The sequence below is a fragment of the Lysinibacillus composti genome (assembly GCF_016908465.1).
GTDB lineage: Bacteria > Bacillota > Bacilli > Bacillales_A > Planococcaceae > Ureibacillus > Ureibacillus composti_A.
Genome location: NZ_JAFBDY010000025.1, coordinates 1 through 19,465, shown reverse-complemented (window position 1 = coordinate 19,465; position 19,465 = coordinate 1). Strand labels below are relative to the sequence as shown.

General features: G+C 36.6%; 23 protein-coding genes. 13 read left to right on the top strand and 10 right to left on the bottom strand.

Translation table 11 applies throughout. The annotated features are described in order from the left end of the window. Nucleotides 1–2 precede the first annotated feature (2 nt). From JOD29_RS17425 to galE, 5 genes are all read left to right on the top strand, one after another. On the top strand, nucleotides 3–836 hold the full coding sequence (locus JOD29_RS17425) for a glycosyltransferase family 2 protein (RefSeq protein WP_124766060.1): 834 nt from the start codon (nucleotides 3–5) through the stop codon (nucleotides 834–836). After that, nucleotides 829–1,545, top strand: a complete 717-nt coding sequence (locus JOD29_RS17420) for a glycosyltransferase family 32 protein (RefSeq protein ID WP_124766062.1) — start codon at nucleotides 829–831, stop codon at nucleotides 1,543–1,545. Before JOD29_RS17425 ends, JOD29_RS17420 begins: the two co-directional genes overlap by 8 nt. Before the next feature lie 7 nt (nucleotides 1,546–1,552). After that, a complete protein-coding gene (gene murJ, locus JOD29_RS17415; RefSeq protein ID WP_124766064.1) occupies nucleotides 1,553–3,073 on the top strand; it encodes a murein biosynthesis integral membrane protein MurJ in 1,521 nt (506 codons plus the stop codon). Between the two features lie 143 nt (nucleotides 3,074–3,216). Continuing rightward, nucleotides 3,217–4,314: a non-hydrolyzing UDP-N-acetylglucosamine 2-epimerase gene (gene wecB, locus JOD29_RS17410; RefSeq protein ID WP_275579663.1), complete on the top strand. Its 1,098-nt coding sequence runs from the start codon at nucleotides 3,217–3,219 to the stop codon at nucleotides 4,312–4,314. 72 nt (nucleotides 4,315–4,386) lie between these two features. After that, a complete protein-coding gene (galE, locus tag JOD29_RS17405; RefSeq protein ID WP_124766066.1) occupies nucleotides 4,387–5,382 on the top strand; it encodes a UDP-glucose 4-epimerase GalE in 996 nt (331 codons plus the stop codon). A gap of 127 nt (nucleotides 5,383–5,509) precedes the next feature. Here the strand turns inward: galE and JOD29_RS17400 are convergent, their stop codons facing one another. Then, on the bottom strand, nucleotides 5,510–6,226 hold the full coding sequence (locus JOD29_RS17400; RefSeq protein WP_124766068.1) for a hypothetical protein: 717 nt from the start codon (nucleotides 6,224–6,226) through the stop codon (nucleotides 5,510–5,512). Between the two features lie 285 nt (nucleotides 6,227–6,511). Here JOD29_RS17400 and JOD29_RS17395 point away from each other — a divergent pair, with 285 nt between their 5' ends. The 6 genes from JOD29_RS17395 (at nucleotide 6,512) to JOD29_RS17370 (ending at nucleotide 9,283) form a co-directional block, all read left to right on the top strand. Next, the gene (locus tag JOD29_RS17395; protein ID WP_192894240.1) at nucleotides 6,512–6,664 is read left to right on the top strand and encodes a hypothetical protein; all 153 of its coding nucleotides are present in this window, start codon (nucleotides 6,512–6,514) and stop codon (nucleotides 6,662–6,664) included. A gap of 142 nt (nucleotides 6,665–6,806) precedes the next feature. Beyond that, entirely contained in the window at nucleotides 6,807–7,013 is a 207-nt protein-coding gene (locus JOD29_RS17390) for a hypothetical protein (RefSeq protein WP_124766070.1), read from the top strand. Between the two features lie 351 nt (nucleotides 7,014–7,364). Continuing rightward, a complete protein-coding gene (locus tag JOD29_RS17385; RefSeq protein ID WP_124766072.1) occupies nucleotides 7,365–7,802 on the top strand; it encodes a sigma-70 family RNA polymerase sigma factor in 438 nt (145 codons plus the stop codon). A gap of 71 nt (nucleotides 7,803–7,873) precedes the next feature. Next, a complete protein-coding gene (locus JOD29_RS17380; RefSeq protein ID WP_158610581.1) occupies nucleotides 7,874–8,035 on the top strand; it encodes a hypothetical protein in 162 nt (53 codons plus the stop codon). Next, complete coding sequence (locus JOD29_RS17375; protein ID WP_124766074.1) at nucleotides 8,028–8,369, top strand: rRNA biogenesis protein rrp5; 342 nt, start codon at nucleotides 8,028–8,030, stop codon at nucleotides 8,367–8,369. The genes JOD29_RS17380 and JOD29_RS17375 overlap by 8 nt, the downstream gene beginning before the upstream one ends. Continuing rightward, entirely contained in the window at nucleotides 8,369–9,283 is a 915-nt protein-coding gene (locus JOD29_RS17370; RefSeq protein ID WP_239585776.1) for a DUF2800 domain-containing protein, read from the top strand. Before JOD29_RS17375 ends, JOD29_RS17370 begins: the two co-directional genes overlap by 1 nt. A gap of 198 nt (nucleotides 9,284–9,481) precedes the next feature. On the opposite strand, the gene JOD29_RS17365 is transcribed toward JOD29_RS17370, so the two are convergent. The 9 genes from JOD29_RS17365 to JOD29_RS17325 form a co-directional block, all read right to left on the bottom strand. Then, nucleotides 9,482–10,192 (bottom strand): hypothetical protein, encoded by a 711-nt coding sequence (locus tag JOD29_RS17365; protein ID WP_124766076.1) that lies wholly within the window; start codon nucleotides 10,190–10,192, stop codon nucleotides 9,482–9,484. A 353-nt stretch (nucleotides 10,193–10,545) separates the two neighbouring features. Then, nucleotides 10,546–11,238, bottom strand: coding sequence for a hypothetical protein (locus JOD29_RS17360; RefSeq protein WP_124766078.1), 693 nt, complete (start codon nucleotides 11,236–11,238; stop codon nucleotides 10,546–10,548). Nucleotides 11,239–11,412: 174 nt separating this feature from the next. Continuing rightward, nucleotides 11,413–12,624, bottom strand: a complete 1,212-nt coding sequence (locus JOD29_RS17355) for an MFS transporter (RefSeq protein WP_124766080.1) — start codon at nucleotides 12,622–12,624, stop codon at nucleotides 11,413–11,415. Next, nucleotides 12,624–13,049: a MarR family winged helix-turn-helix transcriptional regulator gene (locus tag JOD29_RS17350; RefSeq protein ID WP_124766082.1), complete on the bottom strand. Its 426-nt coding sequence runs from the start codon at nucleotides 13,047–13,049 to the stop codon at nucleotides 12,624–12,626. The genes JOD29_RS17355 and JOD29_RS17350 overlap by 1 nt, the downstream gene beginning before the upstream one ends. Before the next feature lie 731 nt (nucleotides 13,050–13,780). Beyond that, the gene (locus tag JOD29_RS17345; RefSeq protein WP_124766084.1) at nucleotides 13,781–14,158 is read right to left on the bottom strand and encodes a hypothetical protein; all 378 of its coding nucleotides are present in this window, start codon (nucleotides 14,156–14,158) and stop codon (nucleotides 13,781–13,783) included. A gap of 100 nt (nucleotides 14,159–14,258) precedes the next feature. Continuing rightward, nucleotides 14,259–14,651 (bottom strand): hypothetical protein, encoded by a 393-nt coding sequence (locus tag JOD29_RS17340; protein ID WP_124766086.1) that lies wholly within the window; start codon nucleotides 14,649–14,651, stop codon nucleotides 14,259–14,261. Nucleotides 14,652–14,740: 89 nt separating this feature from the next. Then, nucleotides 14,741–15,133, bottom strand: a complete 393-nt coding sequence (locus tag JOD29_RS17335; protein WP_124766088.1) for a hypothetical protein — start codon at nucleotides 15,131–15,133, stop codon at nucleotides 14,741–14,743. Nucleotides 15,134–15,253: 120 nt separating this feature from the next. After that, nucleotides 15,254–15,958: a hypothetical protein gene (locus JOD29_RS17330; RefSeq protein WP_124766090.1), complete on the bottom strand. Its 705-nt coding sequence runs from the start codon at nucleotides 15,956–15,958 to the stop codon at nucleotides 15,254–15,256. A 68-nt stretch (nucleotides 15,959–16,026) separates the two neighbouring features. Next, complete coding sequence (locus JOD29_RS17325) at nucleotides 16,027–16,518, bottom strand: sigma-70 family RNA polymerase sigma factor (RefSeq protein ID WP_124766092.1); 492 nt, start codon at nucleotides 16,516–16,518, stop codon at nucleotides 16,027–16,029. Between the two features lie 471 nt (nucleotides 16,519–16,989). Between JOD29_RS17325 and JOD29_RS17320 the strand changes: the two genes are divergently transcribed. Beyond that, nucleotides 16,990–17,460 (top strand): competence protein ComK, encoded by a 471-nt coding sequence (locus JOD29_RS17320; RefSeq protein ID WP_124766094.1) that lies wholly within the window; start codon nucleotides 16,990–16,992, stop codon nucleotides 17,458–17,460. Nucleotides 17,461–17,732: 272 nt separating this feature from the next. Next, nucleotides 17,733–19,349 carry an AMP-binding protein gene (locus JOD29_RS17315; RefSeq protein WP_205101729.1) on the top strand — a complete coding sequence of 539 codons (1,617 nt, stop codon included), beginning with the start codon at nucleotides 17,733–17,735 and terminating at the stop codon, nucleotides 19,347–19,349. The last annotated feature ends 116 nt before the right edge of the window (nucleotides 19,350–19,465 follow it).

Genomic DNA, 19,465 nt, shown 5'->3' with positions numbered 1-19,465 from the left:
AGATGAATAGAACGGTTTCAATTATTATGGGTATTTATAACTGCGAAGATACATTAGGTAAAACCATCGACTCAATAATATCGCAAACATACAAGAACTGGGAATTGGTTATGTGCGATGATGGGTCTGTTGATAAGACTTTTGATATTGCTAAAGAATATGTTAAAAAGGACAGTCGTATAAAATTAATCAGAAATTCTAGCAATATGGGGTTAGCTAAGACATTAAATAATTGTATTGAAATAAGCACGGGTGATTATGTTTTGAGACATGACGGAGATGACATTATGTTGGTTAATAGAATAGAGACTCAAGTTAATTATATGGAAGCCAACAATTGTGATGCTTGCGGATCAGGTGCTTATATATTTGATGACTCTGGCATTTGGGGGCATAGGCAACCACCAGCTATACCCAGTAAAGAGCGGATGGTAATTAAAAGCCCTTTTATACACCCAACTGTAATAATGAAAAAAGATATATTAATTAAAGTTGGGGGTTACTCTGATAATGAGTTAACAAGACAAAGACTTGAGGATTATGATTTATGGATTAAACTATTTGAACATAAATTTATTTTGCATAATATTCAAGAACCCTTAATTTATTTTAGGGAGGATAGAAATTCTTACAATAGAAGGAAAAAGAGATATAGAATAAATGAAACAAAAGCAAGGTTTGAGGCTTGCAAAAGGTTAGAAATACCATATCTAAAAAGGGTATTTGCCCTAAAACCTTTAATAGCTATGCTAATTCCTAACAATATTTTAAAATTTTATCATAACAAAAAATCTAGTATTACCTTTAAACAGGAAGAAGGAAACATTCATGGATAAAATACCTAAGATTATTCATTGTTGTTGGTTTGGTAAAGGTGAAATGCCAGAGTTAGCCCTTAATTGTATTGAAAGTTGGAAAAGAAATTTAACAGATTATGATATTAAAATTTGGAACGAAGATAATTTTGATATTGATAGCAATCATTATGTAAAAGAAGCTTATACTGCCAAAAAATATGCATTTGTAACTGATTACGTAAGACTTTATGCACTTTATCATGAAGGAGGAATCTATATGGATACTGATGTTGAAGTGCTAAAGCCTTTAGATGATTTTTTACATCATGAAGCTTTTTCGGGCTTTCAGACACCTAATGAAATTCCAACAGGGCTAATGGCAGCAAAGCCTAAGAATAAATGGATAGAGAAAAATCTATTAGCTTATACTGATAAAAGGTTTAAAAGAACTAATGGAAGTTTTGATATGAGTGCAAATGTAGCAATGATAACAAATATATCTAAAGAAATGGGTTTTAAAGAAGGGGGTAAATTTCACGAGTTTGGCGAAGGTGTAGCTATGTATCCAATAGAATATTTTTGTGCCAAAAATTATAAAACAGGTAAAATTGGAATTACAAATAATACCTATGCCATTCACCATTTTGCTGGATCTTGGCTTCCTGCGTCTTCTAAGTTCAAAATGAAAGTTAGATGGGCATTAGGTAATAAAGCCTATGAATTAATAAAAAGTCTAATTAAGAGGTAGTTTTTAAATGAGGAAAACTGCTTTTTTAATAATTATATTAACAATTATATCGAAAATATTAGGCTTTGGTAGAGAAATAACACTATCTTATTTCTACGGGGTTTCAAATATTAGTGATGCTTATCTAATATCAAGCACTATTCCTACTTTTGTATTCGCACTTATAGGTACGGGGCTAGCAGCATCTTATATTCCTATGTACAATAAGATTGCAAAAGAGGGTGGAGATCTTTCTGCTAATAAATTTACCAATAACTTAATTAATCTAATTATAGTAGGGTCTACACTGATTATTATATTTACATTAATATTTACAAAGCCTATAGTTAAATTATTTGCATCTGGATTTGATAATGAAACCCTTGGTTTAGCCGTAACCTTTACTAGGATCAGTATTCTAGGTATATATTTTTCAGGATTGGGTTATATTTTAAAAAGTTATTTACAAATTAAAGGGAGTTTTGTGGCACCTGCGTTAGTTGGGTTACCTTATAATTTTTTTATAATCTCATCAATTGTATTAAGCTTTATTTTCGATTCTGTTCTTATTCTTCCGATAGGTATTGTCACAGCATTTATGTTTCAAGTAATTTTTTTAATGCCCTCATTAAAAAGGAATTCATATACTTACAAAGCTACATTTAATATCAAAGATCGAGATATAAGGAAAATGGTCTATTTATCGTTGCCAGTTATAATAGGTGTGTCTGCAAATGAAATTAATTCCTTAGTGGATAGGACCTTAGCTTCACAAATAGCAGTAGGAGGAATTTCTGCACTAAGCTATGCAAGCACTTTAAACTCCTTTATACAAGGTATATTCTCATTATCTATTGCTACTGTAATATACCCATCAATTTCTAAAATGGCTGTTAATAATAATATGCTTGATTTAAAGAAAACTATTTCCAAAGCGATTAGTGCTATTAATTTATTGGTGATACCCTCAACAGTTGGAGCAATGATATTCGCAAGTCCAATAGTAAGTCTGTTATTCGGAAGAGGAGCATTTGATGACCAAGCAATATCAATGACATCTTATGCATTGTTCTTCTACTCCATTGGAATGTTCGCTGTTGGAATAAGAGAAATATTGTCAAGGACTTTTTTTTCCCTACAGGATACGAAAACTCCTATGGTTAACTCAGCCCTTGCATTGATAATAAATATTATATTAAATATTATCTTGTCTAAGTACTTAGGTATAGGAGGTCTTGCTTTAGCAACAAGTATTTCTGCAATCATTTGTAGTATTTTACTAATGGGAAGTTTAAAGAGGAAAATAGGTCCAATAGGAATAAAGAAAATATCAATTTCCTTCCTTAAGGTCACTTTCGCATCCATTTTAATGGGGTTAATCGCTAAGTTATCTTTTGATTTTATTACAGCTAATTTGTTAACACAAGGTATATCACTCTTAATATCGATTATCATAGGTTTATTATCATATCTATTATTAATCTATCTTATGAAAATCGAAGGAGTAGATGTAATCTTAAATGTTGTGAAAAGGAAATTGAAAAGATAGAAAATACTATAGTAACTCACAGTCTGTTTATTACCGTTTTTGGAGTTACTACATCCCATAATAGTTTAAAACAACTTTATTGGGCTTATAAAAGTATGTACTTAAAAGCTTTATAAAATTATATTTTAGAGTAGGTTGATAATTTGAGTAAAAAGGTAATGATAGTCTTTGGTACAAGGCCTGAAGCAATAAAGATGTGTCCTTTAGTTAAAGAGTTAAAAAGTCGCAATAATTTAGATACAGTTGTTTGTGTTACTGGTCAACATAGAGAAATGTTAGACCAAGTTCTGGAGACGTTTAGCATAATTCCGGATTACGATCTCTCAATTATGAAAGAAAAACAGACACTATTTGATGTTACTATAAATATTCTAGCAAAAATGAGAACGGTCTTGGAGGAAGTAAAGCCAGATGTGGTTTTAGTTCATGGAGATACTTCAACGACCTTTGTTACATCGTTAGCTTGTTTTTACTTACAAATTCCCTTAGGTCATGTGGAGGCAGGACTTAGGACGTATGACATATACTCGCCTTATCCAGAGGAGTTTAATCGCCAAGCTGTAGGAATTATAGCAAAATATCACTTTGCTCCAACTGAGATGTCAAAAGGGAATCTTTTAAAGGAAGGGAAAGACCCTTCAACTATTTATGTAACTGGGAATACTGCCATTGACGCACTAAAAACAACGGTTAGAGATGATTATTATCATGAGCATTTAAACTGGGCTGAAGATAGCAGATTGATTATGATAACAGCTCATAGAAGAGAGAACATTGGTGAACCAATGAGAAATATGTTTAAAGCAATCAAAAAAATTGTAGATGAGCATAAAGATATTAAGGTAATATACCCTATTCATATGAATCCGGTAGTTAGAGGTGTGGCTAATGAGGTTCTCGGAAGTTGTGATAGAGTAAGAATTATAGAGCCATTAGAAGTATTGGATTTTCACAATTTCCTTTCAAGAGCCTATTTAATATTAACTGATAGTGGTGGTATACAGGAGGAAGCTCCTAGTTTGGGTAAGCCAGTATTGGTTATGCGTGATACAACTGAACGACCTGAAGGAATAGCTGCCGGGACATTGAAGTTAGTTGGAACCGACGAAGGTAATATATATCAGACTTTTAAATTGTTACTAGAAGACAAGCAAGAGTATAAAAAAATGAGTCAGGCAAGCAATCCATATGGTGATGGATTTGCAAGTAAGAAGATAGCAGATATAATTTCGGGATATTAGTTTATGTAACAAATTCAATTATTGATAACTTCTTTTTAAAATTCATATGAGAGAAAGGAGGCAATTATCTTAATGAACATACTAGTAACCGGCGGAGCTGGATTTATAGGTTCTCATACTTGTGTTGCTTTATTAGAAGCAGGACATTCAGTTATTATTGCTGATAATCTTTCTAACAGCAAGAGAGAGACTGTTATGAAAATCATGGATATAGCTGATAAAGAAGTTAATTTTTACGAGATTGATGTAACGGATGCAGAAGCTATTGATATTATTTTCAGAAATTACAAGATTGATGGTGTTATTCATTTTGCTGGTCTTAAAGCGGTTGGCGAATCCGTAGATAAACCACTAGAATATTATTACAATAACATCGTAAGCACAATGGTTCTAACCAAAGCTTGTCAGAAATATGGTGTCAATCGTTTTGTATTTAGTTCATCAGCAACCGTGTACGGTGATAATAAAGTACCATTTGTAGAGACAATGGATCTCCTCCCAACGACTAATCCTTACGGTGAAACGAAAGCCATGAGTGAGCGGATTCTTACCGATATAGCAAATGCAAATCCTGCTTTTTCAGTTTCAATTCTTCGATATTTCAATCCAGTAGGTGCCCATGAGAGCGGACAAATAGGTGAGGCACCTAACGGAATTCCTAATAATCTTATGCCGTATGTAACTCAGGTAGCAAAAGGTAAACTTGATAAATTACGTGTGTTTGGAAATGACTACCCTACGGTGGATGGTACCGGAGTTCGCGATTATATTCATGTAGAAGACCTTGCTGAGGGACATGTGGCTGCATTGGAGAATCTAACTGAAGGTGTCCATGTTTATAACTTGGGAACCGGAAAAGGTACTAGTGTACTAGAGTTAGTGAAAGCTTTTGAAGAAGCTAATGATATTGAAGTTCCTTATGAAATAGTGGATCGGAGACCTGGGGATATTGCTTCATGCTATGCGGATGCTTCAAAAGCAAAGCGAGAACTAGGTTGGACAGCAAAACGTGATATTATCGCCATGTGCCGAGATGCTTGGCGATTTGAGAAGAATTTCAAGGAATAGAAAGAAATTATTTTGATATAGAAAGTTACCCGCTGGGCCACAATGGCTTGGCGGGCTTATTTGTCGTGCTTTTTATCTTTTCCCACCACAAAGAGGATCATGCGATTCCTAACATAATCCTCTTAAATTAATCCTTCATATATTTACACAGCATTTCTTCTTTTAAAATTTTACCCCACTCTAGATCAATTAGCATTACATATAAATTAGCTCTAAGGGAAAGCGGTGGTCTTTTCATTATCATATTAAAATCTTTTTCATCATTAACTACAATAGTTAATTTATCAGCTTCTAAAAATTCTTGCATTGCAATTCGACCATAAAGATGGAATGGATGGAAAGATGGGTGACGGCGTCCGGGAATATGAGGTCTGAAGTCTAAATACCACCTATTATATCCATCATGGTCTATGTTAAGAATCATATCAGGAAATCGGTACCTTTCCTCAGTCTTTTCCACACTCCATTTATATGGACTTTCATAAAGGTCTGCCAATAGGACTTGTCTAAACTTTTTTTCTAACTCCTCCATTTGCATTCTCAAGTTCTGCGGAGAATCTCTCTCTACTGTATTTTCTTTATTTCCATCCGACTCATCTTTTCTAGCTAAATGCCCTGCGGCAACCATAAGGTCTTGATATGTAACCTCATTATGAGCTTTTGCTGCAAACTTTGATATCGTTTCCGGAGTGGGAGGTGAAGCAATCATTTGTCTAAGAAACCTGGAGATGTGAGCAGCACTTACACCAGTTTCATTAGCAAAATTATTTATGGATCTTTCACCTTTCGCCCGGTCAAGAAGCACGGCAAACTCCTCTTTATGGAATTGTTCCTCACTATGCATTAAAATTCACCCCACTTTATCTTCTATCGTTATTATATTTTATCCATTAAGTGTAGTCAATAGACAACGAAGTTAATTTCAATAAGTGTGTTGTATAAATTTTTGTAGCGTGATATAATAATTTCAAAATTGCAAGATTAAAAGTAAAACTTCCTTTGAAGATGTGTTGTTTATTTTACCTACATATTTTTTTGACTCAACTATTGATTGTAAACAATACTTAAAATGAAGTTTTGACAACAGTATAATTAATTGAATTACATGATGTTTAAGGGGATGAAATCAATGGCCAAAGTAGTAAAATGTCCAGTTTGCACAAAAAGATTAATGGATATGCTTTCCGCAAAGGAAGCTGAGGTGCAAATTAAATGTCCAAAATGCAAAAAGGTAATCAATGTATCATTTTCAAATAATGAGGTTCATGGGGAAGCGGTATAATTTTCTATTGAATATCCACTAACTTGTGACTATTTAACAACTGTTTATTATTTTCTCTGTACAGAACATGTGTTCCTATGTAAAATATAATTAAGGATTACTTTTCATTTAAATAGCTTCGGCATAGTTGGGAGGAAAACAAATGATAAAAGAAGCTAGCGTTATGCGAGTTGAATGTCCTGCCTGTGGTTACAGGCTGTTTGATAAAGGGGATCAAGCATGTGGCCCCGTACAAACGAAGTGCACTAGATGTAAGCGGGTTTGGGAAGTTGAACTCGCGACAGATGAATTTAAACTAGTTAGCAGAAAACCAAAAGCGAGACGAAAAGGAGATAGTGCCTCACCATGAGTTGCAAATCAATTCTACCTTAGGGTCCGGATAAATCAGTGGAGTATAACTGATATATCTGGGCCTTTTTTATTTATATAAAAAGTTCATATCACGATGATACCGAGCGAGGAATCGACTGCATTACCCAGGCCGGATGATCGATATTTTGAGAAAAAATGATCATCTAGCGAGTGAATGCACATTGAATCAAAAATAATCGGTACCGAGCAATGGAGTCGTGGTGTGAACTACCTATAAGCCGGACATGGATCGCCCTGCAAATAATGCAGTTGGGCGTTCTGTGTCCGGCTTATTTTTTTGTCTCTTTTTTCCCTACGGCTCCTTGGCGGGCTATAGGAGGAAAAGAGAATGAGTGAGTTTTTTATCAAAATCGGCAAGGAGCAGGTCTGTGTTAGCGAAGAGATTTACAAAGAGTATTACAAAATGAAAAGAAGAGAGCGGTACCTGGAACAGGATATCAAGGTTGGACGGATAGCTATTGATTCTGAAACAGAAACGGTTGATTTTGTCCCGAGCAAAGAGGATTCAATCAATCGTTTGATTGAACTGGGTGCTGATTTTGAAGATGACCAAATGATAGAAGATATTCTCTGTGATAAAGCAACAATGTTGATTTTACAAGAAGCGATGGCTGAACTGAATGAAAAGGAACAAGAGCTAATACAGGCTCTTTACTATAAAGAATTAACAGTAAGAGAGGTAGCGAAGGAAGAAAACATCTCTCATGTAGCTGTGGTTAAGCGGCATAAAAAGGTGTTGGACAAGCTAAAAAAATATTTTTTGTAATTTTGGTTACCAAACCACCCTTCCCGTTGGCTAATAAGTGAAGGGCCATATCTAAAACGAGGAGGTGACCGATGATGACAACACAAGTAAAGCAAAAAGGTGTCAATAAAGATATGCAGGAAGAGATGGTTGGCGTCCTTACAGCTATCAGCATTGTTTCCAAAAGACTAGCTAATCGGTTGAGCCAGCTTGATGAACAAAATGAAAAGAAAGGAGAAAAACCAAATGAGTAAAACGAAACTCGCTCTTGATGTAGTGACGGACTTACGAAATCTAGCAGGAAGCATTGAAACCTTGGTGTTTGCATTGGAAAGCAATCAAACGGAATCAGCAGCTTCCGTTGAGAAAAAGGAAGCGAAGGAAAACAAGGAACCGAAGAAATCAGCACAGCCTCAAAAAGCTAAGCTTCCAACATTGGAAGATGTCAGGGCAAAACTTGCGGCACTTTCGCAAGATGGCAAACAGGTGCAGGTGAAAGAGCTAATTACTAGTTTTGGGGCTAAGAAATTAAGTGACATCCCAGCTGAAAAGTATCCGGAGCTTTTAGAAGAAGCGGGGAAACTTTGATGAGAAAAGCTGTGAACCATTCAGAAAGAGCTCATGCTAGTTTAAGTGCTTCTGGTGCGAGTCGCTGGTTGGCTTGTCCACCAAGTGTTCGACTGTCAGAGCAGTACGAAGAAACAACAAGCGTCTTTGCCAAAGAAGGTACATTCATGCATGAACTGTCAGAACTCTATTTGTCTTATGAATTAAAAAAGATGACAAAAGCTCAGTTGAATAAAAAGCTGAGACAGATGAAACAAAATGAATTTTATAGCCCAGAAATTGAACAAGCTGTAAAAACCTATGTAGATGTTGTTACTGAAAAGATGAACGAGGCTAGGGCATCTAGCAAGGATCCGCTAATCCTTATTGAGGAAAGGGTAGATTTTAGTCCCTATGTTCCAGATGGATTCGGAACCGGCGACGTAATACTGATCTATGGTGATAGATTAGAAGTTATTGATCTTAAGGGTGGGAAAGGTGTCAAGGTTTCAGCAGTTGAAAACCCACAAATGCGACTGTACGCTTTGGGTGCATTAAACATCTTTGGTTTACTCTATGATACTCAGAAAATACTGATGACCATTGTGCAGCCAAGGTTAGATAATATCTCCACTGATGAAATGCAGGTAGATGATCTATTGGTATGGGCAGAAGAAGTGGTAAAGCCCAAAGCCGAGTTAGCATTTAAGGGTGAAGGTGACTTTATTGCTGGTGATCATTGCCGTTTTTGTAAGGTGAAAGCAACTTGTAGAGCGAGAGCAGAAGAAAATCTGAAACTTGCTTGTATGGATTTTCAGAAACCTCCGTTACTGACAGATGATGAAGTAACAGAAGTGTTAACTTCCATTGATCAGCTGATGAGCTGGGCAAAAGATGTACAAGAATATGCATTTGCTATGGCACTTTCACAAAAGTTCAAATTATACAGTGTCTAATAGCAAATCAAATTTACTTAATAGAATGGTAATATTATAAATTAAATGTTGATCTACTTCAGAATACTAATATGGTTGGTTTTAATTCACAAGTATAAAAATGAAAAAAAGCTAAGCAAAGCACCTAGCTTCAAAGAAATAAAGGAATAGTAAATAAGCCTACTAAATCCCATTAGTGTTATACCAATGGGATTTTTACTAATAAACTCCTAGCAATTCAAAGTTTAGTTTTAATGTATAAAATAATCTCGTTAGTTCTCTTCTTAGCACTTCAAGAGCTTCTGGATCTGGCTTTTCTTTATTTGCAAGGTCAATGAGATGGTCGATTTGTTTAAAGTATAGGATGGACATTTTTTTGTTTTCTGCATTCATTAAACTCCAGAACACCTTACTTCTTTTTAGTGTTTCTTTTAACAATGTATGTAGATCGCTTGTTGTTGGTGTAAAGATCGCAAGGTACATAAGCTTCTTTTTCTCTTTTTCAAAAGTATTATCGATTTGTATGATACTATCCAGTCGTACATTCATATAGCTATTTAATTCGTAATCAATTAGTGTAGTACTATATTCATAATCAATGATCCCTACGACCTTTGAAGTTACATATATGTCAGGATGTAATATGTGAGATCGAAGACTATGATATTGATCATAGTAAGACAGTAGTTCGTATAGTGGCTTTAATTCCTGATAAAACGAATTTCTTCTGGCACACATTGCTTCATCCGGTTCATCCACGACGATATCTAATTTTGGATATTTACTCATATCCACACCTGGTATCTTAACTGGATTTGGTACCTCAATGACACGCACTCCCAAATTTTCAAAAACGATTGTTTCCATTAGCACTTGCATACTTGTACAGAGGACATATGTATTTTCATGATAATAATTTAAATCACGCATAACCTTCTCAACCTTTCATACTAATCTTGAGACTTTTATAAATAAAGTGATTAATAGCATTTTTAAACTTTACGATTCTATTCGATTACGTTCATATTTCATTACAACTACTCTTACAAAACGAGAGGATTTTGTTCTCTCCCTTATTGGAAGATGCTTTGTAAGACGAATACTGGTTTGACAACATCTAATTGGGATCCACATTGATAACGAGAAATTTAAGAGAAGTTTTTGTTATTAATCCACACATAAAATCTCCACTCCCCAATTTAGTCATGGAAAATGGAGATTCATTTGTCTGTTGTAAATTGTTGAAATTGAAATTTCTTGTTACTATTTCAAATTGAAACTCATCACTCTATTTCCATCCCAAGCACAACAAAACAATGAGTCAATTGCATATATAACCTTCTTAATTCAGAAGCCAGGACTTTTAATGCTTCTTGATCGGCTGGTTCGTTTTGGCACATTTCCATGAGGCCGTCTATTTGTTTGAAATATTTTGCTACGTTTAACATCATGTCTGGCTGGATATATTCCTCAAAAAATGTACTTTCCCATACGGTTTCTTTTAATAAGTTATGTAATTCGAGAGTTGTTGGCGCAACCTCCGCGAGTCGAATTAGTTCGATTTTATCTTCCTCTTCTATGTCTTCCATAAGCTCAATCATCTCAATACGGTCTTTTGTATTCATGTGCAGTTCATTTGCTGTCATGGACAGTACATAGTCATGTCGATAATCGGGGTTCGCTAATTTCAGTGAACGGAATGTACTGTAACGGGTTCCCCAGTAGTGATCGTATAGCGATAATAGGTCATACAGCGGTTTGAAATCTTCATAGAAACACTGTCTTACCCTCAATAGTTCTTCGTCAGGTTTTGCGACACTCAATTCTGTTTCAAATACTTGATTATCTATGCCAGTTAGAACCTCTTCTGCATGAAAAGATGCTCCAAAATTTTCGAATAAGAATGCTTCTATAAACTCTGAAAAATGTGATTCTAACACGTAAGGTGGTTCATTTGTCTCGTAAAAAATACTCATTCTTTTCTCTCCTAATCTTTTAGTATTATTTCTTAATAACTATATTAGGATGAAAATAATAATTTAATATTATAATATTGTAAATTGTTTGTAAATTTCGCGGAAGTAGTATATTAAAAAACAGCTTGAACCCAGAAGATTCAAGCTGTTTCTCTTTTTATTAAATTCCTGTTTCTAAGCTAACTTCCGGCGACGTGTTTCTTTTAAGCCGTGAAGGAAGATATAGAGGACACCTGTTACAAGGATAACACCCGCCATGATGGCATACATATTTCCGTAGCCTGTGTATGGCGTAATGTAGCCAAGTAAATATGGGGAAAGGCCTAGTCCTGCATCATAGAAGATGAAGAATGTGGATGTGGCAAGACCCATTCGTTCTGGCGCTGACTCTTTAATGGAAATGGCTTGTGTTGCGGATTGCATGTTCCCAAAACTTAATCCCATTATCGCACCGGCTACAAGAAGAAGCCATCCACTACCCGTTACACTTAACAGATACATACTAATGGCATATAAAATAAATGCTGGATACATAATCATATTGGCACCTTTTCTGTCCATTAACGGACCTGTGAACGGACGTGAAATGAGTGCCATGATCGAATAAACAAGGAAGAAGAAACTTGCGGCTGTCACAAGATTTAATTCCGTGGCGTAAAAGTTAATATAGGTTAAAACACTTGAATACCCAAAGCCAAGAAGTAAAATAATAATCCCAATTGGCACCGCTTTTGGTTCGATAAAGTTTTTAATCGAGATGCGTGGTTTTTTCTCAAGAATTTGGGCAGGTTCTTTCGTTGTGTTTTTGATTGCTACCGGTACTTTTAAGATCATACTAATGACAAAACTAATGACACCTAAAATTAAACATAATACAAAGATCACAGGGAACGTTGTATGTTGTAGCATATAAAGGCCGATAAATGGTCCAAGCGCTGTCGCAAGCGTTGTACTCATACTATAATAACTAATTCCTTCCGCTTTACGTGGTGCTGGAATAATTTGTGCAACGATAGTACCGGCAGCTGTACTGGCCATCCCATGGGTAATCCCGTGAACTAGACGTAGGAGTATTAAAAAGCCGACGCCAACATGTACGTTATAAAGGGCTGTCATCACAATAAATAGAACAGCACCTAGTATTAACAATTGTTTGCGCCCGATTTTATCGATAATGCTACCGCAGATGAAGCGGCCAATGAGTGCACCGATGATGAATACACCACTGACAAGCCCTGACTGACTTACCGAAGCGTCATATTCATCAATCGCATATGTCGCAATCGTTACGACAAGTAAATAAAACACTAAGGTAAGAAGGAAATTAATAAGGGAAACAAAAATAAAATCCTTCGTCCATAATTTTGTTTCTTGCGTTTCTTGCATTAATGTTGCTCCTTTTCTTTCTTTAAATTTTCATGAACTTTCGGGAAAATCCCGTAAGCGATATGACGTTCCTCTTCTGGAATGTCCTCCATCAGACGAAATTCAAGCGCGGTGATATCTTTACGTACATCACGGTAGATGCTTTCGCCTAATTCCGTTAATTGAATATTTTTCTCGCGCTTATCGGTACTGCTAATCTGTTCAACGAAGCCATGTTCCATTAATTTTTGAACACGTCTTGTAATAGTTGGTTTTTCAACCTCGTAATGCGCGGCAATTTCAACCAATGTCGAAGCCCCATGATGTTTTAGATAGTACATCACTTGCCACAGCGAATACGTGATCTCATAATGACCCAACAACTCGTTCAACTTTGTAATGATCGGTCTATATAACGATAAAAACCGCTGTAAATAACCTTCCAACGAAACGCCTCCTTTTTTAGTTACCCTTGATAACTAATTGATTACCTTAGATAACTATATACCTTTTTTGTGGAGAAGGCAATAGGCGGTGTGGAAAGAATGAGAGAAATTCAAGGGAAAACTATTGGATTGTACTGAAGAATTTAAAGGTTAAGTAATGTGATTGTAGCCAATTGATTCATCAGATGACCTGAAAGATGTAGGGGATAAAGTGTACACTCGGTCGGGATTTGTATAGTAGTAGGAAAGGGGATGGTGCCTTAGCATCTTTTACGAGTGCTAAGGCATTTTTGATTTTATGGCACTGTTATAGTTGGTTTCGTGTAGGTATGAGAATTCATAAGGGAAGAATATTCCGTTAATGCATGTAGCGGAAGCATTTGAAGCTGAAATAAGGGAAGAATATTCCGTTAATGCATGTAGCGGAAGCATTTGAGGCCGAAATAAGGGAACAATATTCCGTTAATGCATTTAGTGGAAGCATTTGAAGCCGAAATAAGGGAATAATTTTCCGTTAATGCACGAAGCGGAAGCATTTGAAGCCGAAATAAGGGAATATTTTTCCGCTATCTGCCCTAAATATGCCCTAAATCACTGGGTTTGGACAATATAAGGGAAAATACTTCCGTTATTCTTAAGGAAATTTGAGTATTTTTCAATTTAAGAGAAATTTATTCCGTTAATTTATCAAATGCAGTTAAATGAACCTTAATAACAACAGTGAAGAGCACTTACAAAAACTCTTTTTCGATTTTGTTGTAATCAATCCGGTACAATTTGGTGTTGTCCAACAAGCTATCGTTAGTGGATGAGGTGATAATGTAACCTTGCCTTTCTAGTTTTTGAATGACTCCTTCAATCGTTCTGAAAGACCAGAACGCGAATTGGATTTGCCAGGCAGTATAGGTTCTTCTCAACCATTTGTATCCGTCTTTTTCGAGCGTCGATTCCTCTAGTAATTCGTGAAGCTTATTTAAAAATACGGCTTCGTTTACTCCTAATTTCATTGCTATTGGGTCCTGTAAATAAAAAGCTTCACTATTTTTTAGTAATATATTATTTTCTAAGAATTCTAATGTGTTTATTAAATTAATGCTATTAGATTGCATATTATTTCCTCCTAAGTTTGTGGTTTGTTCATTGGTCGTGAATTTATATTAAAGGGAGAGATGAATGAGGTTCTTCCTACAGTTGTTTTAGAAGTACGTCCTACAATAACGCTTCTCCCACTTTATCGTAATCAATCCGGAACCACTTGGTGTTGTCCATCAAGAGTTCATTAAATTTAGATGTGGCGATGATGTAGCCATGCTTTTCTAGTTTTTGAAAAGTGCGTTTGATCGCACTTTCCGTCCAGAAGGGGAAGTCCTCTTTCCAATTTGCATAGCTTTTACGAATCCATTTGTAACCTTCCGCCTCGTCTGTGGATTCATTTAGTAGCAAATCGAGTTTATGTAGTACGATTGCCTCTCTTAAACCGATGCGTTCGGCTAATGAAGTCGAAAAGTGGTGGTAAGGATCTTCCTCGAATAACAAATTGTCTTTTAAACATTCTAGTGAGTCTATTAAGTTGATTTCGTTAGATAGTTGATTTGTGCTCATGTAATTTCCTCCTTGGTTTGTATTTGGTTTAGCTGCTCAAAAGAAAGGGGAGAGGTGATGGATGCTCTCCCTATTCTTTTTGAGATCACTTAATAAAACGCTTCTTCAACTTTATCGTAATTAATGCGGTACCATTTGGTGTTGTCGAACAAGACTTTGTTGTAATCGGTCGTTGCAATGATGAACCCTTCCTTTTCAAGTTTTAGAAGGATGCGTTTGAACATATCCTCAGACCACATAGGCAATACCTTTTTCCATTCTGCATAGGTTTTACGAACCCATTTATAACCTTCCACTTCAACTGTTGATTCATTTAACAAGAATTCTAGTTTCGTTAGAAGTATGGCCTCGTTAAGACCGATGCGTTCAGCTACTGAAGGGTAAAACGCCATGGCATTAGGATCTTTTATTAACAAATTAAAGTTCCATAATTCTTCTGGTGGAGCTAAAGTGATTGTTTTTTTAGGTTGATTTGTACTCATAATATTTCCTCCTTGGGTTGTGGTTGTCCAATTTTGAACTTGTCTCTGCCCTTTATATATTGTTTAGCGGCTAAAAAAGAGACATGGTCGGTAAATTTTTTTTAGGTTTGTTCATTTGCGTTATGAACTTCCTAGTTTTTTAAGGATTTTTTGTCGCTCAGCTTCGTAATCAAAATTTTCACCTTCATCAATCACTTGAGTTTGATTACGGTTGTAAAACCAATCAGGTATCGATTCCGTTCTTTTCGGAGAACTGGATCGATTTTTTCTTTTTGTTGGTTTTGATTGATTTTCTAAATGATTGGTAGAAGCGTGCGACTTTGGAGCACCATTTCTCTCTTTTTTAATCTCTTTTTTATTTTTGTAGTAATCTATTGGTATTGCTGACGTCAATTTGTCGGGTTGGTAAACGTCATTTTGTCGAGTTGGAACCTGCCAATTTGACGGAATGGATTGTGTCAGGTTGTCATTTGCCTGATCGTCAATTTGTCTAGATGGCGTATCGTCAAGTTGCCCAACTAAGTCATAGTTAATGCGGTACCATTTTGTGCGATCAGCTTTCATTTTGTTGAATTTGCCTACGATAATGTACGCTTCTGCTTCCAACTTTTTTAGCGTGCGCTCAATTGTTCTCTTCGACCAAAATGGAAATTCTTCAGTCCATGCATCGAGAGTTTTATATATCCATGTATGCCCTTCGACTTGCTTGTTGGATCGCTGTAGCCAGTAATGCATTTGTTGCAGGATGATGGCTTCGTTTAGGCCGATTTTTTTTGCAAGAGTTGGTAAAACTTGTAGTGGTGATTCCTTGATTAGTAGTTTCATTGGTTTGATCTCCTTTTTTAGGGTGGGAAATGCCCCCAGTGAGTGGTGCATTTCCCTTGATTTTCGTGTTACTTTTTTAGTTCAATGCGCAGTTTTTTCAATAAGCGATCACGACGTTTCTTAAGTGCTGCGACCGATGCTCCGTATTTTTCCGTCAGTTCCTCGTATTTGTAGTGGTAGTAATACAGATCCTTCAGTAGTTCGAATTCTTCGGCAGTTAAAGAATTCTCTAACATTTCAAATGTAGCAGCATGGTCATAAGGCATTTGTTTAATTTCCATATATTTTTGAGCGGCTGCCAGTTTGTCGTTTTCGTAAGGTTTGTAATGCTCGGTATGTTGATTGTCTTTTCGCATTTCCTCGTAAATGACTGTCAACATGGTGCGGTAGGCGTAGGGGGCAAAGTGACCACGAGTTGGTTCATACTTTTGCCACGCCTGCCAAAGTGCAATTCTAGCGGTTTGTCGATAGTGTTCATAATTTTTGTACACGTGTGCTTTTCGTAAAATACTGGATATCATCGGCTCGTATTGTTCGAGCACTTGTTCAAATTCCTCCATTCTGTCGCTCCAAGCGACCTGTGCACAAGTCAATATTCCCGGGTGCTTTTATCGTAAATGGGAAATGGAAGGGAATCGAAAATGTTACTGGGGGATACATAGGGTGAATTGCACGGATTAGCTAGGGGAAATTGGTACGATAGGTTAGATGGGTTGTGGGGATTGCGAGTTTTTGTCGGGACGGGGGGACAGGTACCTTGTCCCACTTGTTTCTTAATAGGAATAAGAGTGAGTGATCTTATTGCTTTTATTCACTAGTTTGTTAGTTTAATTTTAAGAAAATGTAAAGTTTGTAAATATTTGTCGTAAGGTGTTGTCGAAAATAACTTGATATTTTACATTATTCATAACGAAGTACCTAATCGCTTTTAGGTATTTTTTCTTAACTAGAATAGGAGGTGTTTCTTGAGGGTAGAAGATCATATAAATTGTGTTTCACTTGTCAAATTCAAAAATAAGGAGGATTCGATTTTGAAATATCGTAAATTTTGGCAATTTATCAAAGCAAATAAGATCATTGCGATCGTCCCTCATTATGACGGAGAAAACTCTTCTATGATATATACGCATCAAGAACACTTCTGTTTAGAGGAAAAGGCTAATGAAGCTATGGACCGATTTTGTAAATTATACGGTTCTAGCATAGAGGGGAGAAAAAGTGCAACTCGAGATCGCTTAGGTTATCGAAAAAATGTCCCGATTCTAGTAACACCAAATGATGCAGCTTTCCCACTACCAAGTCAGTACAACAACGAAGAGATCTGGATTATTGACCTAGACTTCTATATTGAAGAACTTAGCCCCAATAAGTGTAAAATCTTGTACCCAAATGATGTATCGTTTATCATCCCATTATCCAAAAGAGCAGTATTAGCCAGAAGAGCAAGAGCCTTAGAAGTACTCCGTTCGTTTACATATCCAGTTGGACCACAAGCGGCTTAAGGTGGGACATAGGGGACAGGTACCGCGTCCCAGTTTTGAGATTCTATATTTTGCAAGTGCTCACTTATGGGTAAAGGTGCGCGGAGACAGGTACATTACCCCGTTTCTAGAGAATCGGGACAATGTACCTGTCCCCCCTGTCCCATTGAATAGGGACTGTACCTGTCCCAGTTCTCAAATGGTAGATTTCAGCATACCTTAGTTCAAATGTTACGGTTGTATGTTTTAAGCATTTCCGATTATCTAAGGGGGCGACTTTTATCACGAGTAACGTGTTATCCAATGAAGTGAACCTTTTTGTACTGCAATATGAAGCGCCTATTTCTTCTGTCACCGACTTACTTTGTGACCGGCATGATGCAGAGCGAATTGCATTCCATTATATAGAAGCGGGTGGTTTGAAACGTAGTTATTCATATGGCGAGCTCAAGAGGGACTCTTTGATTTTTGCCAATGTATTAAAGTCATCGGGTGTTCAAAAGGGAAGTCGTGTTGCCGTCTTATTGCCGAAAGGTCCGGAATTAATTATATCCGTGTTAGCCATCTGGCGTTTAGGTGCCATCCATGTTCCAATTTTTACAGGTTATGGTCCGCAAGCTGTCTTTTATCGAGTTGAAAATAGTGGTGCGGAGATCGTGATTACGGATGCTCACAATCGTCCTAAGTTAAATGGAACTCAAGCCGGTAAGGATGACCCCTCAAAAAACAAAGTGAAAATCATTACTGTTAACGCCAATTCAGAAGAGGGCGATTTGGATTTTTGGTCTTCATTTAAAGATATTGAACCATTAGAGCGAAATGAAGTCGTCAAAAAGGATGATGTATTTATTATTCTTTATACGCCAGGTACAACTGGACATCCAAAAGGTGTGCAGGTACCTGTGTTTGCTCTGGCTTCTTTTGAAACATATATGCGATTAGGGTTAGATGTCCAAAAAGGCGATGTTTATTGGAATATCGCGGATCCAGGTGGAGCCTTTGGATTATATTATGGAGTCATCGGGCCGTTACTTCTTGGCGAAACGTTTATTTTAGATAATTCGCCTTTCAATATTCAACATGTATTCCAAGTGTTTCAAGAATATAAAGTTACTAATTTTGCCGGAGTACCAAACGTCTATCGTTCTATGCGTGCGGCGGGGGTAGACAATCGTTTAAAGGAAAAGTTATGTCTCCGAGTTTTATCAAGCGCTGGCGAACCGTTAAATTTCGATGTAATTGAGTGGTCTGAAAATGCTTTAGGTATCCCAATCTATGATCATTACGGGCAAACTGAGCAAGGTGCGCTCATCAATAATCACCATCATCCTCAATTGCAGCATACCTACAAACCAGGAACGATGGGTCGACCGATGCCAGGGTTTCGAATTACGGTCGTAAATGACGATGGTGAAGAAGTTGGCCCGAATATAGAAGGCCAAATTTGTATTGATACCGCCGATTCTCCACTGTTTTGGTTTAAAGGCTACTATCAAAACGAGGAGAAAACACGAAAAAGTTTTATGTTAGGTTCGCGATATTATGTAACAGGTGATAATGCTAGTTATGATGAGGAAGGGTATTTCTATTTTTCAGGACGACATGACGATATGATCTTAAGTAATGGAAATCGAATAAGTCCGTTTGATGTTGAAAGCTCAATCATGCAGCATGAAGCTGTTACGGAAACAGCCGTTGTTGGCGCCCCCGACCTGCAGCGTGGCGAGGTCGTGAAAGCTTATATTGTGCTAAAAGAAAATTTCGCGCCTAGTGAGGAATTAGCAAAAGGGATCCAACAATTTGTTAAAGGGAATTTGTCTGCACATGAGTATCCTCGACTAATTGAATTCGTAGAGGCTATACCTAAAACTCCGAGTGGTAAAATGCAACGTTTTCTTTTGAGGGGGTAGGTGGGACATAGGGGACAGGTAGAAGTCACTGAAAAACGATTACATTAAATGGAAATAGGTGAAAATAAATAAAAAAATACCTCTATTGTTTGTTAAAATGGAATTGACTAGAAACC

Excerpts from the sequence above, each read along its gene's own strand:
- JOD29_RS17380 (WP_158610581.1), top strand. The coding sequence starts at position 7,874 with ATGATGACAACACAAGTAAAGCAAAAAGGTGTCAATAAAGATATGCAG.
- JOD29_RS17395 (WP_192894240.1), top strand. The coding sequence starts at position 6,512 with ATGGCCAAAGTAGTAAAATGTCCAGTTTGCACAAAAAGATTAATGGAT.
- JOD29_RS17330 (WP_124766090.1), bottom strand. The coding sequence starts at position 15,958 with ATGAAACTACTAATCAAGGAATCACCACTACAAGTTTTACCAACTCTT.
- JOD29_RS17390 (WP_124766070.1), top strand. The coding sequence starts at position 6,807 with ATGATAAAAGAAGCTAGCGTTATGCGAGTTGAATGTCCTGCCTGTGGT.
- galE (WP_124766066.1), top strand. The coding sequence starts at position 4,387 with ATGAACATACTAGTAACCGGCGGAGCTGGATTTATAGGTTCTCATACT.
- JOD29_RS17385 (WP_124766072.1), top strand. The coding sequence starts at position 7,365 with ATGAGTGAGTTTTTTATCAAAATCGGCAAGGAGCAGGTCTGTGTTAGC.
- JOD29_RS17365 (WP_124766076.1), bottom strand. The coding sequence starts at position 10,192 with ATGCGTGATTTAAATTATTATCATGAAAATACATATGTCCTCTGTACA.
- JOD29_RS17340 (WP_124766086.1), bottom strand. The coding sequence starts at position 14,651 with ATGAGCACAAATCAACTATCTAACGAAATCAACTTAATAGACTCACTA.
- JOD29_RS17355 (WP_124766080.1), bottom strand. The coding sequence starts at position 12,624 with ATGCAAGAAACGCAAGAAACAAAATTATGGACGAAGGATTTTATTTTT.
- JOD29_RS17420 (WP_124766062.1), top strand. The coding sequence starts at position 829 with ATGGATAAAATACCTAAGATTATTCATTGTTGTTGGTTTGGTAAAGGT.
- JOD29_RS17400 (WP_124766068.1), bottom strand. The coding sequence starts at position 6,226 with ATGCATAGTGAGGAACAATTCCATAAAGAGGAGTTTGCCGTGCTTCTT.
- JOD29_RS17425 (WP_124766060.1), top strand. The coding sequence starts at position 3 with ATGAATAGAACGGTTTCAATTATTATGGGTATTTATAACTGCGAAGAT.
- JOD29_RS17325 (WP_124766092.1), bottom strand. The coding sequence starts at position 16,518 with ATGGAGGAATTTGAACAAGTGCTCGAACAATACGAGCCGATGATATCC.
- JOD29_RS17370 (WP_239585776.1), top strand. The coding sequence starts at position 8,369 with ATGAGAAAAGCTGTGAACCATTCAGAAAGAGCTCATGCTAGTTTAAGT.
- murJ (WP_124766064.1), top strand. The coding sequence starts at position 1,553 with ATGAGGAAAACTGCTTTTTTAATAATTATATTAACAATTATATCGAAA.
- JOD29_RS17345 (WP_124766084.1), bottom strand. The coding sequence starts at position 14,158 with ATGCAATCTAATAGCATTAATTTAATAAACACATTAGAATTCTTAGAA.
- JOD29_RS17335 (WP_124766088.1), bottom strand. The coding sequence starts at position 15,133 with ATGAGTACAAATCAACCTAAAAAAACAATCACTTTAGCTCCACCAGAA.
- JOD29_RS17360 (WP_124766078.1), bottom strand. The coding sequence starts at position 11,238 with ATGAGTATTTTTTACGAGACAAATGAACCACCTTACGTGTTAGAATCA.
- JOD29_RS17375 (WP_124766074.1), top strand. The coding sequence starts at position 8,028 with ATGAGTAAAACGAAACTCGCTCTTGATGTAGTGACGGACTTACGAAAT.